The organism is Paraburkholderia phymatum (assembly GCF_040965635.1).
Classification (GTDB): domain Bacteria; phylum Pseudomonadota; class Gammaproteobacteria; order Burkholderiales; family Burkholderiaceae; genus Paraburkholderia; species Paraburkholderia phymatum_B.
In genome coordinates this window covers 24863-48386 of sequence record NZ_JBFRCH010000004.1, presented here as the reverse complement: position 1 = coordinate 48386, position 23524 = coordinate 24863, and the positions used below count along the sequence as shown (strand labels likewise).

Sequence of the window (23524 nt, the reverse complement as noted above, 5' to 3'; positions counted from 1 at the left end):
GTGCATACGCACATATAGACTGCCGTTCATGAGCAAGCCCATTTCCCACGACGATTGCAATTGCTTCGCGCTGCGCCAGGCGGCGCGCTACGTCACGCAAATCTACGAGCGCCATCTGGGGCAGGTCGGCGTGACGGCGGCGCAGTTCACGATTCTCGCCAAGCTCGCGCGCAAGCGCGGCCTGACGATGGTTGAACTCGCCGACACGATGGTGATGGAGCGCACCACGCTCGTGCGCGCGCTCAAGCCGTTGCAGCGCGATGGTCTGGTCCTCAGCGAGCCGTCACCGCATGACGGGCGCACGTATCAGTTCAGTCTGTCGGATACGGGCAAGAAGACCTTCGAGCAAGCCGCTCTCGCATGGCGTGCCGCGCAGGACGAGTTCGAAGGCAAGTTCGGCCGCAGTCGCGCCAAGGCGTTGCGCGCGGAACTGTTCAACCTCACGTCGTCGTAATCACGTTGTGCTTTTTTGGTGCGTCGAAAGACGCGTTCGATCAAATCGATTTATTGGTGTGCATATGCACGTAGAGACCGAAGCACCCGAAGTGCGGTTCTCGCCTGACGACGATTGCTTCGCGATCCGGCAGGCGGCGCGCTTCGTGACGCAGCTTTACGACCGGCATCTCGCGCGCGTCGGCCTGAAGACGACGCAGTTTTCGATCATGTGCCGGCTGCGGTACCGCAAGTGGATGACGATGAAGGAACTCGCGGATTCGATGGTGATGGAGCGCACGTCGCTGGTTCGCGCGATCCAGCCGCTGCAACGCGACGGGCTGGTGTTCACGGAAGCGTCGCGCAGCAATCGACGCGTGCTCACCGTGATGCTGACGTCGGCGGGCGAGGAACGCTTGAAGCAGGCTCGCGAGCATTGGCATGCGGCGCAGCAGGAATTCGAGGAACGCTTCGGCACGAAGCGCGCGGCGTCGCTGAGAGACGAGCTGTTTGATATGACGAAGCGGTAGTACCCAGCATGACATGCAGCGGCGCTTTCACGCGCTTTTTTTCAACGCTTTTCAGTGCATACGCACATCTAAACATGTCTACTTCACCTTCCGTTGCACCGCCGAGCGTCGCCGGCGCTGCGAAACAGACCCGCAGCATTCCGTGGATGATGTTAGCGGTGATCGCCGTGATCGTCGTGATCGCGGCGGCGGGATCGTACTGGTTCTTTGTCGGCCGGTTTATCGAAACAACCGACGATGCGTACGTGGGCGGCGACGTCACCGTGCTTGCGCCGAAGGTGAACGGCTTCGTCACCGATGTGCTGGTGCAGGACAACCAGTACGTGAAAGCAGGGCAGGTGCTGATCCGCCTCGACGCGCGCGACTACGATGCGCGTCTCGCGCAGGCCAACGCTGAAGTCGCGAGCGCGCAAGCGTCCGTGACGGAACTCGAAGCGAAGAAGTCGCTGCAACTCGCGACGATCAACGAGCAATCCGCCGAGGTGCGTGCATCGAGCGCCGAGCTTACGCGCAGCGCGTCGGACTCGACGCGCTATCGCCAGCTCGTGAAGGACGATGCCGTGTCGAATCAGGTCGTCGAGCGCGCGGACGCGGATCTTTTGAAAGCGCGCGCAGCAGTGGACCGCAGCGGCGCGGCGCTGATCGCGGCGCAACGTCAGTTGAGCGTGCTCGACGCGCAGATCAACGATGCGCATGCACGCGTCGCGACAGCCGAAGCGGCGCAGCGTGTCGCCGCGCTGAACGTCGAGTACACGACTATCCGTTCCCCCATCGACGGCTATGTCGGCAATCGCACGGCGCGCGTCGGCGTGCTCGCGAATGTCGGCGTGTCGCTGCTGACGGTGGTGCCAGCGAGCGGCCTGTGGATCGATGCGAACTTCAAGGAAGACCAGTTGAAGAAGATGAAAGTCGGCGACACCATCGACGTCGATCTCGACGCGTCGAGCCATCGCATCGAAGGCACCGTCGAGAGCCTCGCGCCAGCGACGGGCGCGACGTTCAGCGTGCTGCCCGCCGAGAACGCCACCGGCAACTTCACGAAGATCGTGCAGCGCGTGCCCGTGCGCGTGCGCCTGTCGGTGCCGAAGGAGATGCAGGGCGTGCTGCGCCCGGGCCTCTCGGCGACGGTGAAAGTGCATCTGCGCGGCGACGGCGAGACGACGCGCGACTCCGCCCGCGCGGCTTCGTAACTCGACGGATGCAACGCCCATCATGAGCAAGACCACATCCGCCCCGATGAATCCCGCCGATCTGCCGACGGGCACCAAAGTTTTCGCGTTCTCGCTGCTGTGCCTCGGCTTCTTCATGGCGACGCTCGATATCCAGATCGTCGCGTCGTCGCTGAAGGACATCGGCGGCGGGCTGTCCGCGAGCCAGGACGAACTCTCCTGGGTGCAGACCTCGTATCTGATCGCCGAGATTCTGGTGATTCCGATGTCGGGCTGGCTCACGCGCGTGTTCTCGACGCGCTGGGTGTTCGCGTTCTCCGCATTCGGCTTCACGTTGACGAGCATGCTGTGCGGACTCGCATGGGACATCAATTCGATGATCCTGTTTCGCGCGCTGCAAGGCGCGCTCGGCGCCGCGATGATTCCCACCGTGTTCACGACAGCATTCGTGCTGTTTCCGGGCAAGCAGCGGCTGATCGCGTCGACGACGATCGGTGCGCTCGCGTCGCTCGCGCCGACGATCGGCCCGGTGATCGGCGGCTGGATCACCGATCAATGGTCGTGGCACTGGCTCTTCTATCTGAACCTCGTGCCGGGCGCGCTTGTGACGGTGCTGGTGCCGCGCTTCGTCAACGTCGATCATGCCGATCTGTCGCTGCTCAAGCGCGGCGACTATCTCGGCATCGTGTTGATGTCGGGCTTTCTCGGCTGCCTCGAATACGTGCTCGAAGAAGGTCCGCGCAAGAACTGGTTCGGCGATCACGCGATTCTGTTTTGCGCGTGGATTTCCGCGATCTGCGGCTTCCTGTTCCTCGTGCATGCGTTCACCGCGAAAGAGCCGATCGTCGATCTGCGCGCGCTCGCGGTCCGCAACTTCGGCATCGGCAGTCTGCTGTCGTTCATCACGGGCATCGGGCTCTTCTGCGCAGTGTTCCTCACACCCGTATTCCTGTCGCGTGTACGCGGCTTCGATTCGCTGCAGATCGGCGTCGCGCTGCTGTCGGTCGGCTGCTTCCAGTTGATCGCGCTGGCGGCGTATTCGTTTCTCGCGCGCTTCGTCGACATGCGTCTGCTGATGGTGTTCGGGCTGGTCTGTTTCGGCGTCGGCTGTTATCTGTATGTGCCGCTGACGAATCAGTGGGGCTGGCACGAACTGCTGATCCCGCAGGCGCTGCGCGGCATCGGCCAGCAGTTCTGCGTGCCGCCCATCGTGACGATGGCGCTCGGTTCGCTGCCGCCGTCGCGGCTCAAGTCGGCGAGCGGGCTCTTCAATCTGATGCGCAACCTGGGCGGCGCAATCGGCATCGCCGTATGCAGCACGATGCTCAACGACCGCCTGAACCTGCATTACGAACGGCTCGACGAACACGTCAGCGCGGGACGCCCCGTGATCGAAGCGCTGCTGCGCGATCAGGCCGCACATTTCGCGGCTGTCGGCGGCGATGTGCTGAACGGCGCAGCAGCGGGACTCGGTGCGCTGCACGCGCTGTTGTTACGCGAAGCGCTCGTGCTCACGTTCTCCGATACGTTTCTTGCCGTGTCGCTGTGCTTCGTCGTCGGTCTCGCGAGCGTGCTGTTCTCGCGGCCTTTCGGCAATACCGCGCCGCCGCCCGATGCGCACTGAACGCGCGCAGCTCATTCAACCGCTGCTCTTCAACGATCCCGACTGGAAAACCCGACATGAAATCGATCGTAGCCAAAGCGCTTGCCGTTGCTGCCGCGATGACGCTCGCGGCGTGCGCCGTGCAGCCCGCGACGCACGCTGATTTGCCGCAGACCGTGAAGACGGTCGCGCCCGACGCGTGGAGTGTCGATGCGCCCAAAGACACCGTCGACGCCGACGCATGGTGGTCGCAATTCGGCGATCCGCCGATGCACCGCCTCGTCGATATCGTGCTCGGCGACAACCTCGACGTGAAAGCGGCCGTCGAGCGCGTGAAGCAGGCACAGGACATCACGAAGCAGCAGCGCGCGGCACTCGCGCCGCAACTCGATGCGGGCGCGACGGCCGCGTACCAGCGGCAGAACACGCCGCCGCCGCTCGGCTATGTGAAGCAAGCGGGCATCGGCTTGACGGCTTCGTGGCAGCCGGACGTATTCGGCGGCGAGCGGCTTGCGGTGCTCGCCGCGCAGGCGCAGGTGACGGGACGCCAGTCGGCGCTCAATGAATTGCGGCTCGCGCTCGCCGCAAATACGGCCGCTGCGTATATCGACTTGCGCTGGGCGCAGGCGCAATTGCAGATCATCAACGACAACGAGCAGATTCGCAGCCGCGCGCTGAAGCTTACGCAGGAGCGCCTGCAATACGGGCTGTCGACGCAACTCGACGTAGCGCGCGCGCAGAACCAGTTGCAGGATTTGCAGGCGCAGATTCCGAAGATCAGGTCGGACATTCAGCACGACATGAGCCTGATCGCGGTGTACTCGGGACGCACGCCAGAGAGCGTCGGCAGCCTGCTGATCGACGAAGCGCGGCCGATTCCCGTGCCCGCGCAAAGCGTTCCGCAGACGCTGCCTTCCGAAGCGCTGCTGCGCCGTCCCGATGTGCGCACCGCTTATGCAACCGTTGAGCAGCGCGCGGCCGAAGTGGGCGTCGCGAGAGCGGACCGTTATCCGAAGTTCCGCTTGAGCCTGAGCGACGGCATTCTCGCGTCGTCGTATCTCGGCATGCCGACATTGACCGACAACCTCTTCAGCGCCGCATTGAGCGCGACGAGCCCGATCTTCAACGCGGGCCGCATCACCGCGCACATCGACGAGAACGAAAGCCGCATGCGCGAATCGCAACTCGGCTTGCAACAGACGATGCTGAACGCGCTGAAGGACATCGAGGACACGCGCAGCGATCTCGTCAATGGTGATGCGCAGGTCGCGAAGCTCGCCGGCGCGCTCGATGCATCGGGCCATGCGCTGCGTCTGTCGAATGAACTGTACAAGGGCGGCGCGTCGAGCTTTCTCGATGTGCTCGCGGCGCAGGAGGCGTATCTGCGCGACGCCGAATCGTTGAATCAGGCGAAGCGCGAGCATGCGCAGGCGGCCGTCGCGCTGTACCGGTCGCTGGGCGGCGGATGGGATGCGCCCGCCGATGGCAACGTCGCGAAGACGGCGCAGCCTTCGACGGACGTGGCCGCCAACTGAAGCGTTCAACGAAGCGCCTCGTTCAGGCGAGGCATCGAAGTGCAGTAGTTCAACTTGAGGAATAGCGATGAATGCACGCGATGTAGTGATTGCTCATCCCGTCCGCACGCCGATCGGCGCGTTCGGCGGATCATTGAAAGACGTTCCCGCGACGCAGCTCGGCGCCGTTGCAGTCCGCGAAACCCTGCGGCGTGGCGGAATCGACGCGAAAACGTTGTCGTCCGTGGTGATGGGCAACGTGATCCAGGCAGGCAACAAGATGAACCCCGCGCGGCAATCGTCGATCGGCGGCGGCGTGCCCGTGTCGGTGCCGGCGCTGACCGTGAACCGCGTGTGCGGATCGGGGGCGCAGGCGATCGTGTCGGCCGCGCAGGAGATCGCGCTCGGGCTCGGCGACGTGGCCGTCGCGGGCGGCATGGAGAACATGGACCGCGCGCCGTATCTGCTCGAAAGCGGCCGCTGGGGCAGCCGCATGGGCAACGCGCAGGTGCACGACAGCATGTTGCGCGACGGGCTCGTCGATGCGTTCTCGAATGAGCACTCGGGCTGGCACACGGAAGACCTCGTGACGAAAGCCGAACTCACGCGCGCCGCGCAGGACGAATGGGCGGCGCGCTCCCAACAGCGCTTCGTTGCCGCGCAGGAACGCGGCGCATTCGACGCGGAACTCATTGCCGTCGAAATCGAAGGACGCAAGGGCACCGTGCAGTTCGCGCGCGACGAGCAGCCGCGTCCCGATACGACGGTCCAAACGCTCGCGAAGCTACGCCCCGCATTTCGTCCCGACGGCACGATCACGGCGGGCAATGCGCCTGGCCTCAATAGCGGCGCGGCGGCGATGATCGTCGCGGCGCGCGACTATGCGGACGCGCATGGCATCGAAGCGTCGGCGCGGCTCGCTGCGTTCGGTATCGCGGCCGTCGAGCCAGGCATGTTCGGACTCGGCCCCGTGCCCGCCGTGCAGATCGCGCTGGAGCGCGCGGGCTGGAAACTCGGCGATGTCGAGCGCGTCGAGATCAACGAGGCGTTCGCGGCGGTGCCGCTCGCGGTCGCGCAAAAGCTCGGGCTCGCGCACGACATCATCAACGTCGAAGGCGGCGCGATCGCGCACGGCCATCCGATTGGCGCGACGGGCGCCGTTCTCACGACGCGTCTCATCCATTCGATGCGCCGCGATGGGTTGAAGCGCGGCATCGTCACGCTTTGCATCGGCGGTGGGCAGGGCATTGCGCTTGCGCTCGAAATCGTTTTGATGTGCGTTTGATCGGCGTTTAAGGACTCGCGGCGGCCCGTGCAAGCCCGCTGTGGTCCGCGAAGATTTACGACATACTGCATATGCACATACTTCGCGCGCGGCCGCGCAAAGCCGCGCGCGATGCCAACGGACGGATGATGACCCAAGGAGAAGCAATGCGAATTCTCGTAGTCGGCGCAGGTGCTACAGGTGGATATTTTGGCGGCCGTCTTGCACAGGCGGGTCGCGACGTCACGTTTCTCGTGCGTGCGAAGCGGGCCGAAGAACTGCAACGCTCGGGCCTCGTCATCAAAAGCCCGCGCGGGGATGTCACGCTGCGCGACGTGAAGACCGTGCTCGCGGATCAGATCAGCGAGCCTTATGATCTCGTGCTGCTGAGTTGCAAAGCCTATAGCCTCGACGATGCAATCGAATCGTTCGCGCCCGCCGTCGGCGACGCGACGATGATCCTGCCCGTGCTGAACGGCATGCATCACATCGATGTGCTGAAAGAGAAGTTCGGCGCATCGAAGGTATTGGGCGGCCAGTGCGTGATTGCCGCGACGCTCAATCGCGAGCGCGAAATCGAGCATTTGAACGACATGCATTCGATCGGCTTCGGCGAACTCGGCGGAGGCATCAGCGAGCGCGTGCGCGCGATTGCGTCGACGTTCGAAGGCGCGGGCTTCGATTCGACGGCGGCCGACAACATCCTTCAGCAGATGTGGGAGAAGTGGGTGTTCCTCGCGACGCTCGCGGCCACCACCTGTCTGCATCGTGCCGCGATCGGCGACATTCTGAAGACGCCGGACGGGCGGCGCGTGATCGAAGGCGTGCTGGGCGAATGCAAGGCTGTCGCGGCGGCGAACGGGTATCCGCTCGGCGAGGCGTCCAATGCGCGCGCGCAGACGATTCTCTTTGCCGAGGGCTCGCCGTTGACGGCATCGATGCTCCGCGACATCGAAGGGCAGTCGCGCATCGAGGCCGATCATATCGTCGGCGATCTGATCGCGCGCGGCGGTGAGGCGCAACAGGGCGCGCTGTCGTCGCTGCGCGTCGCGTACAGCCATCTGAAAGCATACGAGGCACGGCGCGCGCGGCAATCGGCTTAAGCCGCGAATGCAGGGCGGAGGAGCGTGCGGAAGCTGAAGTAGAATCGACGGCACTGACTCACGCGAGGTGGATCATGCCCACTCCTCAGGGATCGGTGCCCGCCCTCTGCACGGCTTCCGCGACGATGTTCTCGATCGGGATCATCTTTCTCGGCTACTGGGGACTGCAGGAAGCAGGCGACTGGACGCTCGCCGACAAGTTCGTCGCGGGGCTGGCGATAATCGGCTTCGCGTTTCTCGGGCTCGTGCCGTGGGTGGCGACGAGTCCCGTCGTACCGGAAACGAGCGATGCGAAGATTCGCATCGCGCGCATGATGTTTCTGATGGGCGTGGTATCGGTGTGGATGGCGATCGTGGTGTCGGTTGTCTTCTGAACATTGATGCGGGCCGATCCTGCGCTTGCGGCCATCGAATGCCGATGCCCGCAAGCATGAAACGCATCAAAGCCCCGCTTAGAACACCTTCACCGGCACATTCACGACAAGACGGTACTCCATGTTGTCCGGGTCGGAGTAATGCGCGGTCGACTTGTGATACATCGCGATGAACGTGATCTTCGTATCCTTGAAGCGGCCGCTTTGCAGCGTATAGCCTGGAATAAAGCCGATTTCGTGGTGCGTGCCGTGCACAAACTCGTCATTGCTCGTGTACGGGCCGATCGCATTGGAAGCCGCGCCTGCCGAAGCATCGGCGCCCCAACCCGTCACACCCCACAGCATCGCCTTGAAGCCGGGCAGACCCGCATACTTGCCATCGAACGTATAGCGCAACTGAAAGGCCTTTTCGTGCGGCGCGTTGTAGTCCACGTCCTCGAGTTCACGAGATAGATGCCTTTGGTCTCGTTCACGTAGTCACACCGAAGGTGAACACGCATGTCTATCCATTCCACAGTCTTTCCTGCCGTCTGCACTCGCCGACGAATCAGGCGATACCCGTCGCGGACCCGGCCGCCGATTCCCACGGTAAGCTTGCAAAAAAACAGCACGCGAAGCAACGGGACGACATGGACATTCACATCGCCGTCGAGGGCCGCCACGATCTCGCCGGGCAGATCTACCGGCAACTGCGGGCGGGGATTATCGAAGGCCGCCTTGCGGGCGGCACGCAACTGCCGTCGACGCGCGATCTCGCGACGCAACTCGGCGTGTCCCGCAAGACGACGCTCGACGTATTCGAGCGCCTGCTCGCCGAAGGTTTCCTGAATGCGCGCGCGGGCTCGGGCACGTTCGTCGCCGAAGGATTGCAGCGCCTGCCCGCCGAACGTTCGTCGCACGCGCGCGCCGCGCATGACGCGTTCGGCACGCCGGGAGCGCACAGCTTGCATCGCGCACGCGCCGCTGCACAGTCCAGCGCCCGCGCGCAGCCCATGTGGTCCGCCGTGCCCGAAGTGCTCGGTCCGCAGCCGACGCTCGGCACGTCATTCGACTTTGTCGGCGGCATCACCGACAAATCCCATTTTCCGTTCGACGTCTGGCGCCGCTGCGTGAATCACGCGCTGCGCGTGCAATCGCGCGGACGCGGCACGTATCGCGATGCCGCCGGCGAACAGGAGCTGCGGCTTGCGATTTCGCGCTATCTCGCGTTCAGCCGCGCTGTCGCGAGCAACTGGGAAGACATCATCGTGACGCAGGGCGCGCAGCACGCGCTCGATCTGATCGCGCGCGTCACGCTTCGTCCGGGCGACGTCGCCGTTGTCGAAGATCCCGGTTATCCGCCTGCGCGCGCGTGTCTGACGGCCGTGGGCGCGAAGGCCGTGCCCGTGCCCGTCGATGCCGAAGGCCTCGTGGTCGGCAAGCTGCCGAAGAACGCGCGCCTCGTCTATGTCACGCCGTCGCATCAGTTTCCGCTCGGCATGCCGATGAGTCTCGCGCGGCGCGTCGAGCTGCTCGAATGGGCGCAGCAACGCGATGCCGTCATCATCGAAGACGACTACGACTGCGAATACCGCTTCGAAGGACGGCCGATGGAGCCTTTGAAAAGCCTCGATCGCGCGGGCCTCGTCGCCTATGTGGGAACGTTTTCGAAGACCATCTTTCCCGAGTTGCGCGTCGGTTACACGGTGCCGCCCGCGTCGCTGTTCGACACGTTGAAGAAGGCGAGGCTGATCGGCGACTGGCATGGTTGCTCGCTGACCCAGACGGCGCTGGGCAGCTTCATGCTGAACGGCGACTTCGCGAAGCACGTCAAGCGCATGCACAAGCTCTACGCCGCGCGCCGTGCGTGCCTGCTCGCGCATCTTCAAGGCGGCCTCGCGCGCTGGTTCGAGCCGATCGTACCGACAGCGGGTATTCACCTGGCGGCGCTGCTCAAGGCCCCCCTCACGGAAGCGGCCGTGATCGAAGCGGCCCGCAGCGAGTCGATCGCGCTGCACGGTCTCGCGCCTTTCTTCGTTCGCGCGAAGCCGCGCCCTGGGCTCGTGTTCGGCTATGGCGGCATCGAGGCAGAGCATATCGACGCAGCGCTCACGAAGCTCGCGAAGCTGATGCCGCGTGTCGAATCAAGGACTTGAGTCTCGACGATCCGCGCTGGACAGGTATGCCGAAATCGCTTGCCGTTCACGTTTACCCCTTAAAAACAGGCGTGAAATGAGCGAGGTAGTCTGCGCCACGCAACAAACCGTAACCGTTACACACAAAAGATTCGCTCAGAAACCAAAAGCGCTTGTAGAATCCGGCCTTGAAGCGTGCGCATATCGCGTGCGCTTCTCGCTTTTACTGAACCCTAGAGGTAGGAGAAACATGGCGACTTCCGCAAAAAAGGTAGCCAAGAAGGCTGCTACGGTACCGACGAAGAAGGTTGTTGCAAAGAAAGCCGCTGCTCCCGCAAAGAAAGTCACGGCTAAGAAGGTCGCCGTGAAGGCGTCCGGCGCTCCGTCGCCGGTCAAGGACACCTTCACGAAGGCCTCGCTGGCTGCACACGTTGCGGAGCGCGCAGGCGTCGAGCCGAAGTCGGCGAAGGCAGTTCTGGCTGCTCTCGAAGACACGATCCTCGGTTCGGTTCACAAGAAGGGCGCTGGCGAATTCACTCTGTCGGGTCTTCTGAAGATCGTCGTCCAGGCTGTTCCGGCGAAGAAGAAGCGTTTCGGCAAGGACCCGTTCACGGGTGAAGAGCGCTGGTTCCCGGCCAAGCCGGCAAGCGTGCGCATCAAGGCACGTCCGCTGAAGAAGCTGAAGGACGCAGCAGCAGCGTAATCGATGTCGACGGCAGCGGCGCAAACCGCTGCCGCGTTCATCTGAATCCCCGCAACGCGCAAGCGTGCGGGGATTTTTTTGTCTGCGCGTGTTGGTCCCTGCATCGCGTCACATTCCCAAAGACGGTTCGCATCTGCATCGAATCGAGCCACGTGCGCGACGCCACGCACTTTAGTGGCGCATCGCGTACCGCCGCGCTACGATGGCACCGAGTCGTCTGCCCATCCGCGTGCGCGCTTCGAGTGCATCCGCTGCGCGCTCCGCGTGTAAAGCAAATGGCATAACGCTTGCTTGAACGTGATCGACAACCGAATGCGCAGCGCATTCGCCTTCGATCCGACAAAAAGAGTGGGGCGTGACATGCGATGCTTTGACGAGATGCGTCATCACGATGACGCCGTGCGGCCGCACTATCAGCGGTTCGAGCGCTGGCTCGTGCAGCAGGGCAACGAAGCGATCGCAAGAAAGCGGGCTGAGGCCGATCTTCTGTTTCGCCGGGTTGGCATCACGTTCGCGGTCAACGGCGATCTGTCCGGCACCGAGCGCCTCATCCCGTTCGATCTGATTCCGCGCATCATCCCGCGCGGCGAGTGGCAGACGCTCGAAGCGGGACTGAGGCAGCGCGTGCAGGCACTCAATCTCTTCATCCACGACGTCTATCACGAGCGCAACATCGTGCGCGCGGGCGTCGTGCCCGCCGACCAGGTCTACACAAACGCGCAGTACCGGCCGGAGATGCAGGGCGTCGACGTGCCGCTCGGCGCCTATGCGCACATCGCGGGCGTCGATGTCGTGCGCGCCGGCGAGAACGGCGACTTCTACGTGCTCGAAGACAATCTGCGCGTGCCGTCGGGTGTCTCGTACATGCTGGAGAACCGCAAGATGATGATGCGGCTCTTCCCCGAACTCTTCGTGCAGAACCGCATCGCGCCCGTCGCGCACTATCCGGACCTGCTGCTCGATACGCTGCGCTCGGTGGCGCCCGCGGGCGTCGACGATCCCGTCGTCGTGGTGCTGACGCCCGGCATGTACAACTCCGCTTACTTCGAGCACACGTTCCTCGCGCAGCAGATGGGCGTCGAGCTGGTGGAAGGCAAGGACCTGTTCGTCGACGACAACTACGTGTTCATGCGCACGACGCAAGGGCCGCGGCGCGTCGACGTGATCTACCGGCGCGTCGACGACGACTTTCTCGATCCGCTCGCGTTCCGCCCGGATTCGGCGCTCGGCGTGCCGGGTCTGTTGACTTCGTATCGCGCGGGCCGTGTGGCGCTCGCGAACGCGATGGGCACGGGCATCGCCGACGACAAGTCGATCTATCCGTACGTGCCCGAGATGATCGAGTTCTATCTGGGCGAGAAGCCGATCCTCAACAACGTGCCGACCTACCAGTGCCGCAAGCCGGACGATCTCGCGTACACGCTCGCGCATCTGCCCGAGCTGGTCGTCAAGGAAGTACACGGCGCGGGCGGCTACGGGATGCTGGTCGGGCCGGCGTCGACGTCGGCGGAAATCGAGGCGTTCCGCCAGCGCCTGATCGAGAAGCCGGCGGGCTACATCGCGCAGCCGACGCTCGCGCTGTCCGCGTGTCCGACCTTCGTCGATGCGGGCATCGCGCCGCGTCATATCGATCTGCGTCCGTTCGTGCTGTCGGGCAAGACCGTGACGATGTGCGCGGGCGGACTCACGCGCGTCGCGTTGCAGGAAGGCTCGCTCGTCGTCAACTCATCGCAAGGGGGCGGCACGAAAGACACCTGGATGGTCGACTGACCGCATTCGACCGATGCTTTGAAGAGCCGGGCGTCCGTCGATCACGATGGACGCCGCGCGAAAAACGGGCAACCCGGCGCGCTCTCCGTCACACGCTGACGCAAGCGCGCGCCATCAACACGGAAAGCCGATATGCTGAGCCGCACCGCCGATCATCTGTTCTGGATGGCCCGTTACATGGAGCGCGCCGAGAACACCGCGCGCATGCTCGACATCAACCTGAAAGCGCAACTGCTGCCGCAGACGCCCGAGCAGGAAGAGCGCGCGCAGCGTTCGGTGCTGCGCATCTCCGAGCTCGAAGACGCGTTCGCGCAGCGCCATTCGGAGCCGACGCGCGAAAACGTGCTCGACTTCATGGTCGCCGATTCCGCGAATCCGTCGAGCATTCATGCGTGCCTGCAGGCGGCGCGCGAGAACGCGCGCGCGGTACGCGGCACGCTGACGACGGAGTGGTGGGAAACGATCAACGACACGTGGCTCGAATTCAATGAGCGCACGCGCTACGGCCAGGTGGCGAGCAATCCTGCCGCGCTGTTCGAATGGGTGAAGTTCCGCTCGCATCTGTCGCGCGGCGTGACGATCGGCACGGCGTTGCAGGACGACGCGTTCTTCTTCACGCAGCTCGGCACCTTCCTCGAACGCGCGGACAACACGGCGCGCATTCTCGACGTGCGTTTCGCCGACGCCGAGCCGAACTCGCGCGAGGCCGCCCGTCAACTCGAAGACTTCTATTACTGGACGTCGATCCTGAGCTCGGTGTCGGCGCTGGAGATTTACCGCAAGGTGTATCGCGATGTCGTGACGCCCGCGCGCGTGGTCGAGCTGATGATCCTCAACTCGCAGATGCCGCGCTCGCTGCTGGCGTCGCTCGACGGCGTCTGCGAGAACCTCGCGATGTTGCGCACGCAAGGCTCGAACCAGTGCGAGCGCTTTGCAGGCAAGCTGCGCGCCGAGCTGCTTTACGCGGACATCCGGCAGATCTTCGAAGCCGGCCTGCACGCGTGGCTCACGCAGTTCCTTGCCCGCGTGTTCGAACTCGGCAACATGGTCGCGCGGACCTATCTGATGCTGGCTGTTGCATGACGGAGTGCCCTCAATGTTTCTCTCGATCCGCCACGACACGTCCTACCGCTACGAATCGACGGTCCACTATTCGATCCAGCAGCTGCGCCTCACGCCGTCGAGCGGTGCTTCGCAGGTGGTGCGGCGCTGGACGCTCGAAGCGCCCGGCAAGCTCGATTCGACCTTCGACGCCTACGGCAATGTGCTGCACACGCTCGTGCTGAACAAGCCGCACGACGAGATTCGCGTGCACGTATCGGGCGAAATCGACACTTTTCCGCTGATCGACGGGCGGCTCGGTGACGCAGCGGGCGCGATTCCGCTCGAGCATTTCACGTGCGCGACGCGGCTGACCGAATGCGATCCCGCGATCCGCGATCTGGCTGCGTCGGCGCCGCCCCTCGACAGGCCGGCGGCGCTGATTGATCTCGCGGAGAAAATCGTCGAACGCGTGACGTTCGAGCCGGGCGTCACGGGCGTGGCGAGCACGGCGTCGCAGGCGCTCGCGCTCGGCAAGGGCGTCTGCCAGGATCACGCGCATCTGATGCTCGCGTGCTGCCGCGCGCGCGGCCTGCCCGCGCGCTACGTGAGCGGCTATATCGAACCCGGCGACGTCGAGCATGCCGCGAGTCACGCGTGGGTCGATGTGTGGCTCGCGGGCCTGGGCTGGATTTCCGTCGACGTCACGCACGCGGCGTTCGCAAGCGAGATGTATTGCCGGCTCGCGGCGGCGCGCGACTACGAAGCGGCGTCGCCCGTGCGCGGACGGCGTATCGGTGGGCTGGAAGAGACGCTCGATGTGTCGGTTGCGGTGAGGGCGCAGGAGCAGGTGGGGCAGTAAGGCGTGTCCAGTCCGCAGCGCGTGTCTTTAGTCGCGCAATCGACTGCGTTGCAGTCCATCGAAAAGATATGGCCTCGCTGGCTGATGTCATTGCCATAGAAAACATCGCCCGGTTTTTCATGGACGTCCATAGACCGATCGCGTTGCGCGATTTAACAATGGCCGGTCCATTTACCGTCCCTTAATTAATTGAAAGAAAGCGCGGCATTTTTTTAAAGCGATGAATGCAGTCCAAGCCTGCCTGTCGATGCAGTCGAGGTCACTGCATCGTGCTCAATTTCAACCGTATTTCGAATGATTTGTGCGTAATTTATGGGGCAAACGTTTGTACGGTGTTTCGATAGCTCAAGGCGGCGGCCAACTGTCCGTTAACAGGAGTACGGGCAAAACAGGACATCACGGTCGCTCGGCAATGCGAGCAGGACCGGCTTCCAATACGGGCGATTAACCATCTGAGGACCTTGCTATACGCAAGGGTGCCCTTCGCGGCATTTCGCCGCTTCATTTTGCGTGCTCAGCGCTGTGCTTGCCCGAAAAGTCCACTGGAGTTTTGAGATAATGAGCGCCGGGCTCGCATCAGGGAATGGATTGGTTGGCGTTTGTTCGCAGATGACGAGCTGCAGAAATAACGACGATGCGGCTGTTTCAGCCGTCTACTGGTTTGGGGTTGCAGAACATCGGGCAACGCGTGCTCGCGCCCGCGCGCGGCGGGCAGCATTTCGCGCGCAGGCGGAAGGCGGATCACCTTCTTCCTGCGATACGGTCAGTTCGACGGGCGCACTACCTTGCGACCTCCTGACGGCCGGGTTCACACCGGACTTCGTGCCGGCTGCGCGCTCGGAACAGCGTCCTTCTCCAGCCCGAGGCCAGTGGGCTGCACAGCGTGATCCACGCGATCGCACAGCACAGCGACAGCGACGGCTGCGCTGTCACGGTCTTTTGCTCGACCGGACAGTTCATGCCCGTCAAGCGAGATGCGATCGATCGTGGCCTCGATGCCCGAATTGGCAAGTTTGACAAGCAGGACCAGCAGCGTGGTTGCGATAGGCATCACACGCTCGACAGTGGGCAGCCGCACTATCGCAGCAGATGGAATCAGCACCATAACGGCGATCAGTTCCTGACGGAACGCGCTTTCGTGGCGCATGGTTGCGACGAATACCCGAGACGAGTGGCACAGCGCGAAAAGCCCTCGCATCGGACCGTTGTGCTTGCACGTTTTTGCGAGTGACGTCGAATCAGTCGACCACTCATGATGGAAACAATAAATTGATTGCCGGAAGTTATTACATCGTGCTGCCGCCATTGATCTCGCTGGAATTGCAACCAGCCCTCTCCGACTCATTTGCGTGTCCACGGAATGACCATCTGGTAATACCGCGCGCCACGCGCATGATTTCCAGCGAGTCGACGCGCTCATGAAAACTTTTGTGTCGGCTTGTCTCGCCGCATCGCTTGCGGGTGCGTCCCTCGCGTTTGCCGGCCTTCCCGCGCATGCACAAACTGCTGCTGACTCTGCCGTGCGTACGCCGGCGGCGTATGTTGCCGCCAGCGTGCCGGGAGGCGCGGACGCGCACGTCGCGCCCTCATCGGTCGCCTCGGCGCAGCATGTTTCGTTCGCTGCATTGGGTGCCTGGCAGCCGCTCGATCTGCATGGTCTCGACGACACGCGCACCGTGAATCTGGGCGTGCGGCTCGATCATGCCGTGAGCGCTGCATGGCTGCGTCTACGCTTCACGTACTCGCCCGCGCTCGTATTTCCGATCTCGCACATGAAGGTGACGCTCAACGGCGAGGCGTTCGCGACCGTGCCGTTCGACCGTGAGCACGCGGGCCAGATGGTGACCCAGGATATTCCGCTCGATCCGCGTTTTCTGACCGACTACACGCAGATCGGCCTCAACCTCGTCGCGCATTACACGCTCGACCATTGCGAGGACCCGGATAGTTCGGCGTTATGGGCCCAGATAAGCCCCATGAGCGAGGTGATCCTGCAGACCTCGCCCATCCGTCTGCCGAACGATCTGGCGTTGCTGCCTGCGCCGTTCTTCGACCGGCGCGACGTCGGCCGGCTCGACCTTCCGTTCGTGCTGCCGCCGTCACCTGACAACGCGACGCTGCGCAGCGCGGCGATTGTCGCGTCGTGGTTCGGCGCGCTCGCCGACTATCGCGGCGCGCGCTTTCCGGCGCTTGGCGCGTTGCCAGCAAACAGTCATGCTGTCCTGATCGGCACGCGCGCGCAGTTGCCGGTCGCACTCCCGTTGCCGGATGTCGACGGGCCGATGCTGATCGTCGCGGACAACCCGAGCGCGCCCGCGCGGAAGCTGCTCGTCGTGACGGGGCGCGACGCGAGCGAAGTCGATGCGGCTGCCTACGCGCTCGTCCTCGGCAAGAACGCGATGTCGGGGCCGGCCGTGCGCGTCTCGCAGGTCGATATCGGCGCGCCGCGCAAGCCTTATGACGCACCTCGCTGGCTGCCCGTGGACCGGAAGGTGGCGTTCCACGAACTCGTCGACAACTCGCAGCAATTACAGGTGACGGGCAGCGCGCCGGATGCGATCCGGCTCAACCTGCGCGTGCCCGCCGACATTTTCTCGTGGAGCGGAGCGGGCGTGCCGCTCGAACTCAAGTATCGCTACACCGCGCCGACGGTGCAGAACAACTCCGCTCTCGCGATCGAAATCAACGATCAGCTCGTGAAGTCCTACCGGCTTCCGCCCGCGAAAGCTGAAGATGCCCAGGGCCATCTGCAATTGCCGCTGCTGTCGGCGGCGGGCGGAGGCTCGGCGAACGCGCTGGAGATTCCTGCTTTTCGCGTCGGCAGCGCGAACCAGTTGCAGCTGCGCTTCCGTCTGGACTCGCAGAAGACGGGGCTGTGCCAGAGCGTCGCGGCCAATCCCGTGCAGGCCGCGATCGACCCCGACTCGACAATCGACTTTTCCCGCTTCATCCATTACGCGGAGATGCCCAATCTCGCGTACTTCTCGAACAGTGGCTTTCCGTTCACCCGGTATGCCGATCTTGCGCAGACTGCCGTCGTGATTCCCGAGCATCCGTCGCGCGAAGAACTCGAATCCCTGTTGACGATGCTCGGGCATATGGGGCAGTGGACGGGGCTGCCGTCATTGCGCGTGCAGATCAGGCGCCCGTCGGAACTCGCGGCGGTGCCCGACAAGGATCTGCTCGTGATCGGCACGGGCAATTCGATGCCGCTCTTCGCCCGTTGGCGCACGAGCCTGCCGCTCGCGATCGACGGGGCCAGGGGCGGCATCCAGCCGGCGTCTTTCTCCGTCCGCGAGCACTGGCGGGATGGCTCGCTGTTGCCGAAGGGCGGCGCGCATCTCGATCGCGATGGTGCGCTCGCGGCGCTGATCGGATTCGAAGTGCCCGGCAGCCGTCATCGCAGCGTCGTCGCGTTGACGGCGACCGACGAGGCGCATCTCCCGGCGCTGCTCGACGCATTCGACAAGGGCGACAGCGTTGGCAAAGTGCAGGGAGACGTCGCGCTGATCCGCGCGGATTCGGTGGAAAGCATGCGGGTCGGGCCGACCTATCTGGTCGGTGAACTGCCGTGGTACGCGCCACTCTGGCGCTATGCCGTCGAGCATCCCTTGCTGCTCGGCGTTCTCGGCGTGATTGCGGGTCTCCTGCTGGCGATCGGCGCATTCGCAGGTTTGCAGGCGCTCGCTGAGCGGCGGCGGGGAATCTGAGCGATGCCGATGTGCCGTGAAAAGCAGCGGGGCGCGCGTTTCGCGCGTTTGCGCAGTCCACGAGTCTGTGCGCGAGGGGCGTGCATGAGGGCGCTTGCGTGTGCGCTGACGTTATTCGGGTGCGGAAGTGCTCATGCGGCAACGGTCGCCCCCACAGACACAGTGGGACGGGACGCTCCAGCGCAAGCCGTCGCGACGCGATCATGCGGCGCGCCCCAGATCTGGCCGCGTTGGCAAGGGTTTCTCCAGCAATTCGTCTCCGCGGATGGTCGTGTGATCGACGTCGGGTCGGCCGATGAACGCACCGTCTCCGAAGGACAGGCCTACGCGTTGTTCTTCGCGCTGGTCGCCAACGACCGCGCGAGCTTCGACAGAATTCTGCGTTGGACGGAAGTCAGCCTCGCCCAAGGCGATCTGGCGACGCATCTGCCCGCATGGCTATGGGGGCGTCGCACGGATGGCGACTTCGCTGTGCTCGATGCAAACGCGGCGTCCGATGCCGACTTGTGGATCGCCTACGCACTGCTCGAAGCGGGCGAGCTGTGGGGCGAACGCAGCTACTTTGCGCGTGGCGCTCTGCTCGCGAAGCATGTGCTCGATGCGGAGACTGCCTACGTGCCCGGTCTCGGTCTCACGCTGCTGCCGGGGCCCGTGGGCTTTCATCCAGAGCCGGATCTCTGGCGTGTGAACCCGTCCTATTCGCCCCCACAGGTGTTGCGGGGCATCGGTACGCGCTTGCCGTCCGACGCTCGCTGGGCTCGCGTCGTCGAAAGCGGCTCGCGTGTGCTGCTGGATACGGCGCCTCTCGGCTACGCGCCGGATTGGGCGCTCTACCATCGTGGACAAGGCTTCCAGCCCGACGCCGAGACGCATGCCGTCAGCGCGTACAACGCGATTCGCGTGTACCTGTGGACGGGCACCATGAACACGCGCGATCCACTGTCGAACCGGCTTGCCGAGCGCTTCAAACCCTACGCGGACTTTATTGCCTCTCACGGCGCCCCGCCCGAAACGATCGATGCCGTGAGCGGCAAGCCCGGCGAGAATATGGGCAATGCGGGGTTTTCCGCAGCGACGTTGCCGTTCCTCGATGCGCTTGGGCGCGTGCCGCTCGCCGACGCGCAAGTTGCGCGGATCGACACGCTCGACGCCCAAACGCCGCCCGGCTACTACTCGAGCGTGCTGAGCCTGTTCGGACTCGGCTGGCGCGACGGCCGCTATCGCTTCGCTGCCGACGGCACGCTCGACGTGCGCTGGAGCGCGGCATGTCACGGAGGCGCGCGTTGAACGTGCTTCGCGTCGCACGCGCTGCCGCATTCCGCCGACCGCGAGCGAGAGGCGTGCAAGCGGCTATCGCCAGCCTGGTCGTGTGCGCGGGATTCGCGTCTGCCGACGCGCAGGCGTCGACAGCGACGACAGCATCTGCGGGGCGGATACGGCCCGCGTCCGGTGCCTCGATGCCGCCCGCGCCCGCAAGCGATGCCGAGCAGCGATTGCCAGCCGACGCTCAGCGCCTGCTCGCCGCTGCACGCATGTGGTCAAGCAAGCATCGCGACGATCTGGCTTCGCAGTCGATCGACAAGGCGCTGCTGATCGCGCCCGACGCGCCCGATCTGCTGGCCGAGCGGGCGCGCATTCAATTGAGGCTCGGACGCACTCGCGAAGCGCAGGAAGCACTTGCACGTCTACGGCGGTTGGCTCCCGCCAGCGCGCAGACGGAGGCGCTTGCCGACGAGTTGCGCGTCGCGACGAGCGGCCGCGAGGAGTTCGCCACCGTCCGTCTGCTCGCACGCAGCGGCCAGTCGGCCGAGGCCGCGCGCCGGCTCGTCGCGCTGTTTCCACATGGCGCGCCGCCCGGCCCGCTCGGTGCCGAGTATTACCAGATTCTCTCCGGCGCGAAGGACGGCAGGATGCTCGCCGTCGATGGGCTGCGCCGGCGCATTGCCGCGAACCCCGACGACGTCGACGCGATGCTCGTTCTCGCCGGGCTGCTGAACGGCAGCAGCGATACGCGCGCGGAGGCGAATCGCCTCGCATGGCGGCTCGCCTTGCGACCGGACGCCGATCACAGCGCGGCCATGAACGTCTGGCGCCACGTGCTGCAATCGGCGGGCGCAGATCCTGCCTATCTCGACGCGCTGCGCGCCTGGCTTGCGCTGGTACCCGACGATACGGAGTTCCGGGACCGCGTGGCGGCGATCGACGCCCGGCTCGACGCACAGCGCCGTCTGGAGCGAGACCCGGACTATATCGCCGGGCAGCGGGGGCTCAAGGCGCTGGCACGCGGCGATCTCGTCAGCGCGGAGCCGCTTCTCGTCCAGGCTGCCCGCGCGCGGGCCGACGACGCGGATGCAGTCGGCGGCCTCGGGCTCGTGCGGATGCGCGAGGGGCGGCGCGACGAGGCACGTGCGTTGTTCCTGCGCGCAGCCGCGCTCGACGCGGACAATCGCGGCAAATGGGAAGGTCTCGCGCGCACCGCGACCTTCTGGGCCACGCTCGCCGATGGCCGCGCGGCAGCGGCAGCGGGTCGTGCGCACGATGCGGCGAGCGCCGCGCGCGCCGCACTCGCGATGCAGCCGGACAGTCCCGATGCAAAGTTGCTGCTCGCCGACGCGTTGCTTGCCGGGCACGACTGGCAGGGTGCGGAGCCGTTGCTGCGCAGCCTCTTGTCGGCGCGCGAGCCTGGTCTCGGCGCCGTGCGCAGCATGCAGACGCTGCTCGATGCAACAGGACGCAGCGAGCAGCTCGGACCGCTGATCGAGGCGCTGCGCGGCCGCTTCAGCGACCCGGCGGACAGGCGCAGCCTCGATGCGATGCGCGGCGGCGTGCTCGCGGACGAGGCCGCGCACGAGGCCGCGCAGGGCAAGCTGGGCCCGGCCGCGCAGCGTTACGAGGCTTCGCTGCGGCTCTCACCCGACGCGCCATGGACACGCTTCGCGCTCGCGCGGCTGTATCGCGACATCGGATTGCCGCAACTCGGACGCGACGTGATGAACGATGGCGTGAAGCAGTACGGGTCGCCGGAGATGTTCTATGCGAGCGCGCTCTATCTGAATTCCATCGACGACGTGGCGGGAGCGAAGCAGGCACTCGCGCGCGTTGACGACGCCGGGCGCAGCGAGAGCATGCGAGCGCTCGCGCGCAAGCTCGATGCGCAACTGGCGCTGACGGGCGCGCGTGCCGCGTTCGCTTCCGGCGACCGGGCTGGCGCGACGCGCATGCTCGAACATGCCCAGACGCTGGCGGCCGACGACCCCGATATGCTGGCGAGCGTGGGCACGATGTGGATCGACGCGGGCGACGCGGATCGCGGCCTGGCTTTGCTGCGGGACTGGATTCGCGCGAACCCCGAGCGCGCGGATGCGGGCGTGCGCCTGCGATACGGCGACATGCTCGGGCACGCGCGTCGGAACGCCGAGCTCGATAGCTGGCTTGCGCAGATTCGAACGGGCGGCGGACTCGACGAAAGCGAGCGCTCGCGGCTTGAAGATCAGGCGCTGCGCCTTGCGCTGCGCGAGATCGACGATGCACTGGACAGCGACGACTACGCGCGCGCGCAGCGGTTGCTTGCTCGCGTCAGCGCGGCGGGCCAGCGGGACCCGCGCTATGCGCTCGAGGTCGCCGATGTGCAGCGCGCGCAGGGGCACTACGATGCAGCTCGCGCCGCGCTCGAGCCATTGCTCGCCGCCACGCCGGAGAACGCGGACGCCCAGCTTGCGCTTGCGCGCATCGAGGCGGAAGACGGCGAACGACGCGCTGCCCTTGCCGTCGTGCGGCGCGTCGTCGACGCGGCACCGGAGGACGATGTCGACACGCGCCTGTCGGCGGCCCGCAGGTTGTCCGTGCTGGGCCAGTACGAGGAAGCCGGACAGATCACGGACGCCTTGCGTGTCGCCTACCCGGGGCGAGCGGACGTCACGGTGCAGGCGGGCCGCGTTGCACAGGATCTCGGTCGTTATCAGGAAGCCGAATCGTTGTACCGGCTGTCGGCGCATGAAGAGAAGCTGGCGGGCGTGACTTCGGGCGCCGCTGACGGCACGCCCGCGCAGGCCGCGCTAGCCGGGTTGCAGCAGCGTCGCGATCCGATGATTGAAGCGGGCGTGCTGCCCGCGTACAAGTCGGGCGACGCGGGCATCTCCGAGTATCACGCGTGGCAGGCGCCCGTGTACGTGCAGATTCCGTATCGCTTTGACGGACACTTCTTCGCGCATATCGACACCGTGACGCTCGATGCCGGCAAGCTGTCGCTGGGCGGCTGGCCCAACGATATCGGCGGCGCCAACACCTTTACGCGCGACACGTTCGGCACGTTTGCGAGGGTCGATAACGCGGACCTGGCGCAACTCGCACAGTGGAGATCAAACAACCCGGCGCTGGCCGACGCGGTCAACGCGAACGTGCAGCGCTACGCGAGCCAGCGAGCGACGGGCGTGGCACTGGGCACGGGCTATGTATCGGACGCGTGGCGTGTCGATATCGGCACCACGCCGCTCGGCTTTCCTGTCCATTACCTCGTAGGCGGCATTCGCTACCGGTTCGATGCCGGCCCGGCGAGCTTCAGCGCGAGTGTGTCCCGACGGCCGGAGACGGGCAGCGTGCTGGCCTACGCCGGCATGCACGACCCGGTGACGGGAACTGTCTGGGGAGGCGTGCGGCGCGACGGCATCGATCTGCATTCGGCCGTCGACGTCGGCCGCGTCAGCGTGTTCGCCGACCTGGGTGTCGCCGAGCTGACCGGGCGCAACGTTGCGTCGAACCAGGAGGTCACGCTGCGCACAGGCTTCATCACCCCTGTCTGGCAGCGCGCGACGATGCGCGTGAATACCGGACTCATCGGCAATGCCTGGCACTACACCGACAATCTGCGTTTCTACAGCTACGGGCAGGGCGGCTACTACAGTCCGCAACGTTATCTGTCGCTCGGCGTGCCGCTCGAATGGGAAGGGCGGCACGATGCGCTCACCTGGGACATCACGGCGACCGTCGGATTGTCGAACTCCTACGAAAAGGACTCGCCCTATTACCCGAACGGATTGCCGTCGTTCTACGGCCCCGGCTTTCCGGCACTCGTTTCCGGCAGCAACCTGGTCTACGGAGGCAGCTCGACGCAAGGCGTGAGTTTTTCGTATGGGATCTCGGCCATTGCGCAATATCGCTTCAATGCGCATCTGGTAGCGGGTGTGCGCGTCGAGATCGATCATGCGCATGACTACGCGCCGAGCGCAGGCATGGTGTACGTGCGCTATTCCTTCGATTCGCGCAAAAAGGACCGCAGCCTGTCGCCGACACCGGTTCGCCTGTATTCGAGCTTTTGAACGGCGCATCGATCAACGAA

17 protein-coding genes and 1 pseudogene are annotated in these 23524 nt (G+C 64.9%); 16 read left to right on the top strand and 2 right to left on the bottom strand.

Going from position 1 to position 23524, the window contains the following annotated elements:
- Positions 1-28 precede the first annotated feature (28 nt).
- From AB4Y32_RS09680 to AB4Y32_RS09645, 8 genes are all read left to right on the top strand, one after another.
- On the top strand, positions 29-454 hold the full coding sequence (locus tag AB4Y32_RS09680; protein ID WP_368721131.1) for a MarR family winged helix-turn-helix transcriptional regulator: 426 nt from the start codon (positions 29-31) through the stop codon (positions 452-454).
- Positions 455-518: 64 nt separating this feature from the next.
- Positions 519-962 (top strand): MarR family winged helix-turn-helix transcriptional regulator, encoded by a 444-nt coding sequence (locus AB4Y32_RS09675; RefSeq protein ID WP_368721130.1) that lies wholly within the window; start codon positions 519-521, stop codon positions 960-962.
- A gap of 74 nt (positions 963-1036) precedes the next feature.
- A complete protein-coding gene (locus tag AB4Y32_RS09670) occupies positions 1037-2152 on the top strand; it encodes an HlyD family secretion protein (RefSeq protein ID WP_368721129.1) in 1116 nt (371 codons plus the stop codon).
- Positions 2153-2174: 22 nt separating this feature from the next.
- Positions 2175-3755: a DHA2 family efflux MFS transporter permease subunit gene (locus AB4Y32_RS09665; protein WP_368721128.1), complete on the top strand. Its 1581-nt coding sequence runs from the start codon at positions 2175-2177 to the stop codon at positions 3753-3755.
- Between the two features lie 56 nt (positions 3756-3811).
- On the top strand, positions 3812-5269 hold the full coding sequence (locus AB4Y32_RS09660; RefSeq protein ID WP_368721127.1) for an efflux transporter outer membrane subunit: 1458 nt from the start codon (positions 3812-3814) through the stop codon (positions 5267-5269).
- A gap of 67 nt (positions 5270-5336) precedes the next feature.
- A complete protein-coding gene (locus AB4Y32_RS09655; RefSeq protein ID WP_368721126.1) occupies positions 5337-6533 on the top strand; it encodes an acetyl-CoA C-acyltransferase in 1197 nt (398 codons plus the stop codon).
- Positions 6534-6679: 146 nt separating this feature from the next.
- Positions 6680-7615: a 2-dehydropantoate 2-reductase gene (gene panE, locus AB4Y32_RS09650; RefSeq protein ID WP_368721125.1), complete on the top strand. Its 936-nt coding sequence runs from the start codon at positions 6680-6682 to the stop codon at positions 7613-7615.
- A 74-nt stretch (positions 7616-7689) separates the two neighbouring features.
- Entirely contained in the window at positions 7690-7989 is a 300-nt protein-coding gene (locus tag AB4Y32_RS09645) for a hypothetical protein (protein ID WP_368721124.1), read from the top strand.
- A gap of 78 nt (positions 7990-8067) precedes the next feature.
- Here AB4Y32_RS09645 and AB4Y32_RS09640 read toward each other — a convergent pair.
- A pseudogene (locus tag AB4Y32_RS09640) lies at positions 8068-8468 on the bottom strand (OprD family outer membrane porin); the annotation flags it as partial.
- Between the two features lie 150 nt (positions 8469-8618).
- Between AB4Y32_RS09640 and AB4Y32_RS09635 the strand changes: the two are divergent.
- The 5 genes from AB4Y32_RS09635 (at position 8619) to AB4Y32_RS09615 (ending at position 14479) form a co-directional block, all read left to right on the top strand.
- On the top strand, positions 8619-10124 hold the full coding sequence (locus AB4Y32_RS09635; RefSeq protein ID WP_368721123.1) for a MocR-like pyridoxine biosynthesis transcription factor PdxR: 1506 nt from the start codon (positions 8619-8621) through the stop codon (positions 10122-10124).
- A 229-nt stretch (positions 10125-10353) separates the two neighbouring features.
- Complete coding sequence (locus AB4Y32_RS09630; protein WP_368721122.1) at positions 10354-10806, top strand: HU family DNA-binding protein; 453 nt, start codon at positions 10354-10356, stop codon at positions 10804-10806.
- Positions 10807-11166: 360 nt separating this feature from the next.
- Complete coding sequence (locus tag AB4Y32_RS09625; protein ID WP_368721121.1) at positions 11167-12576, top strand: circularly permuted type 2 ATP-grasp protein; 1410 nt, start codon at positions 11167-11169, stop codon at positions 12574-12576.
- A 132-nt stretch (positions 12577-12708) separates the two neighbouring features.
- On the top strand, positions 12709-13659 hold the full coding sequence (locus AB4Y32_RS09620; protein WP_368721120.1) for an alpha-E domain-containing protein: 951 nt from the start codon (positions 12709-12711) through the stop codon (positions 13657-13659).
- A 13-nt stretch (positions 13660-13672) separates the two neighbouring features.
- Positions 13673-14479, top strand: a complete 807-nt coding sequence (locus AB4Y32_RS09615; RefSeq protein ID WP_368721119.1) for a transglutaminase family protein — start codon at positions 13673-13675, stop codon at positions 14477-14479.
- An 808-nt stretch (positions 14480-15287) separates the two neighbouring features.
- On the opposite strand, the gene AB4Y32_RS09610 is transcribed toward AB4Y32_RS09615, so the two are convergent.
- Positions 15288-15785, bottom strand: a complete 498-nt coding sequence (locus AB4Y32_RS09610; protein WP_368721118.1) for a diacylglycerol kinase — start codon at positions 15783-15785, stop codon at positions 15288-15290.
- 112 nt (positions 15786-15897) lie between these two features.
- On the opposite strand from AB4Y32_RS09610, the gene bcsB reads away from it, so the two are divergent.
- The 3 genes from bcsB to AB4Y32_RS09595 are packed head-to-tail and all read left to right on the top strand — an operon-like array spanning position 15898 to position 23504.
- Positions 15898-18189 carry a cellulose biosynthesis cyclic di-GMP-binding regulatory protein BcsB gene (gene bcsB / locus AB4Y32_RS09605; RefSeq protein WP_368721117.1) on the top strand — a complete coding sequence of 764 codons (2292 nt, stop codon included), beginning with the start codon at positions 15898-15900 and terminating at the stop codon, positions 18187-18189.
- A 9-nt stretch (positions 18190-18198) separates the two neighbouring features.
- A complete protein-coding gene (gene bcsZ / locus AB4Y32_RS09600; RefSeq protein WP_439899775.1) occupies positions 18199-19476 on the top strand; it encodes a cellulose synthase complex periplasmic endoglucanase BcsZ in 1278 nt (425 codons plus the stop codon).
- Positions 19455-23504: a cellulose synthase subunit BcsC-related outer membrane protein gene (locus AB4Y32_RS09595; RefSeq protein ID WP_439899767.1), complete on the top strand. Its 4050-nt coding sequence runs from the start codon at positions 19455-19457 to the stop codon at positions 23502-23504. Before bcsZ ends, AB4Y32_RS09595 begins: the two co-directional genes overlap by 22 nt.
- Positions 23505-23524 lie beyond the last annotated feature (20 nt).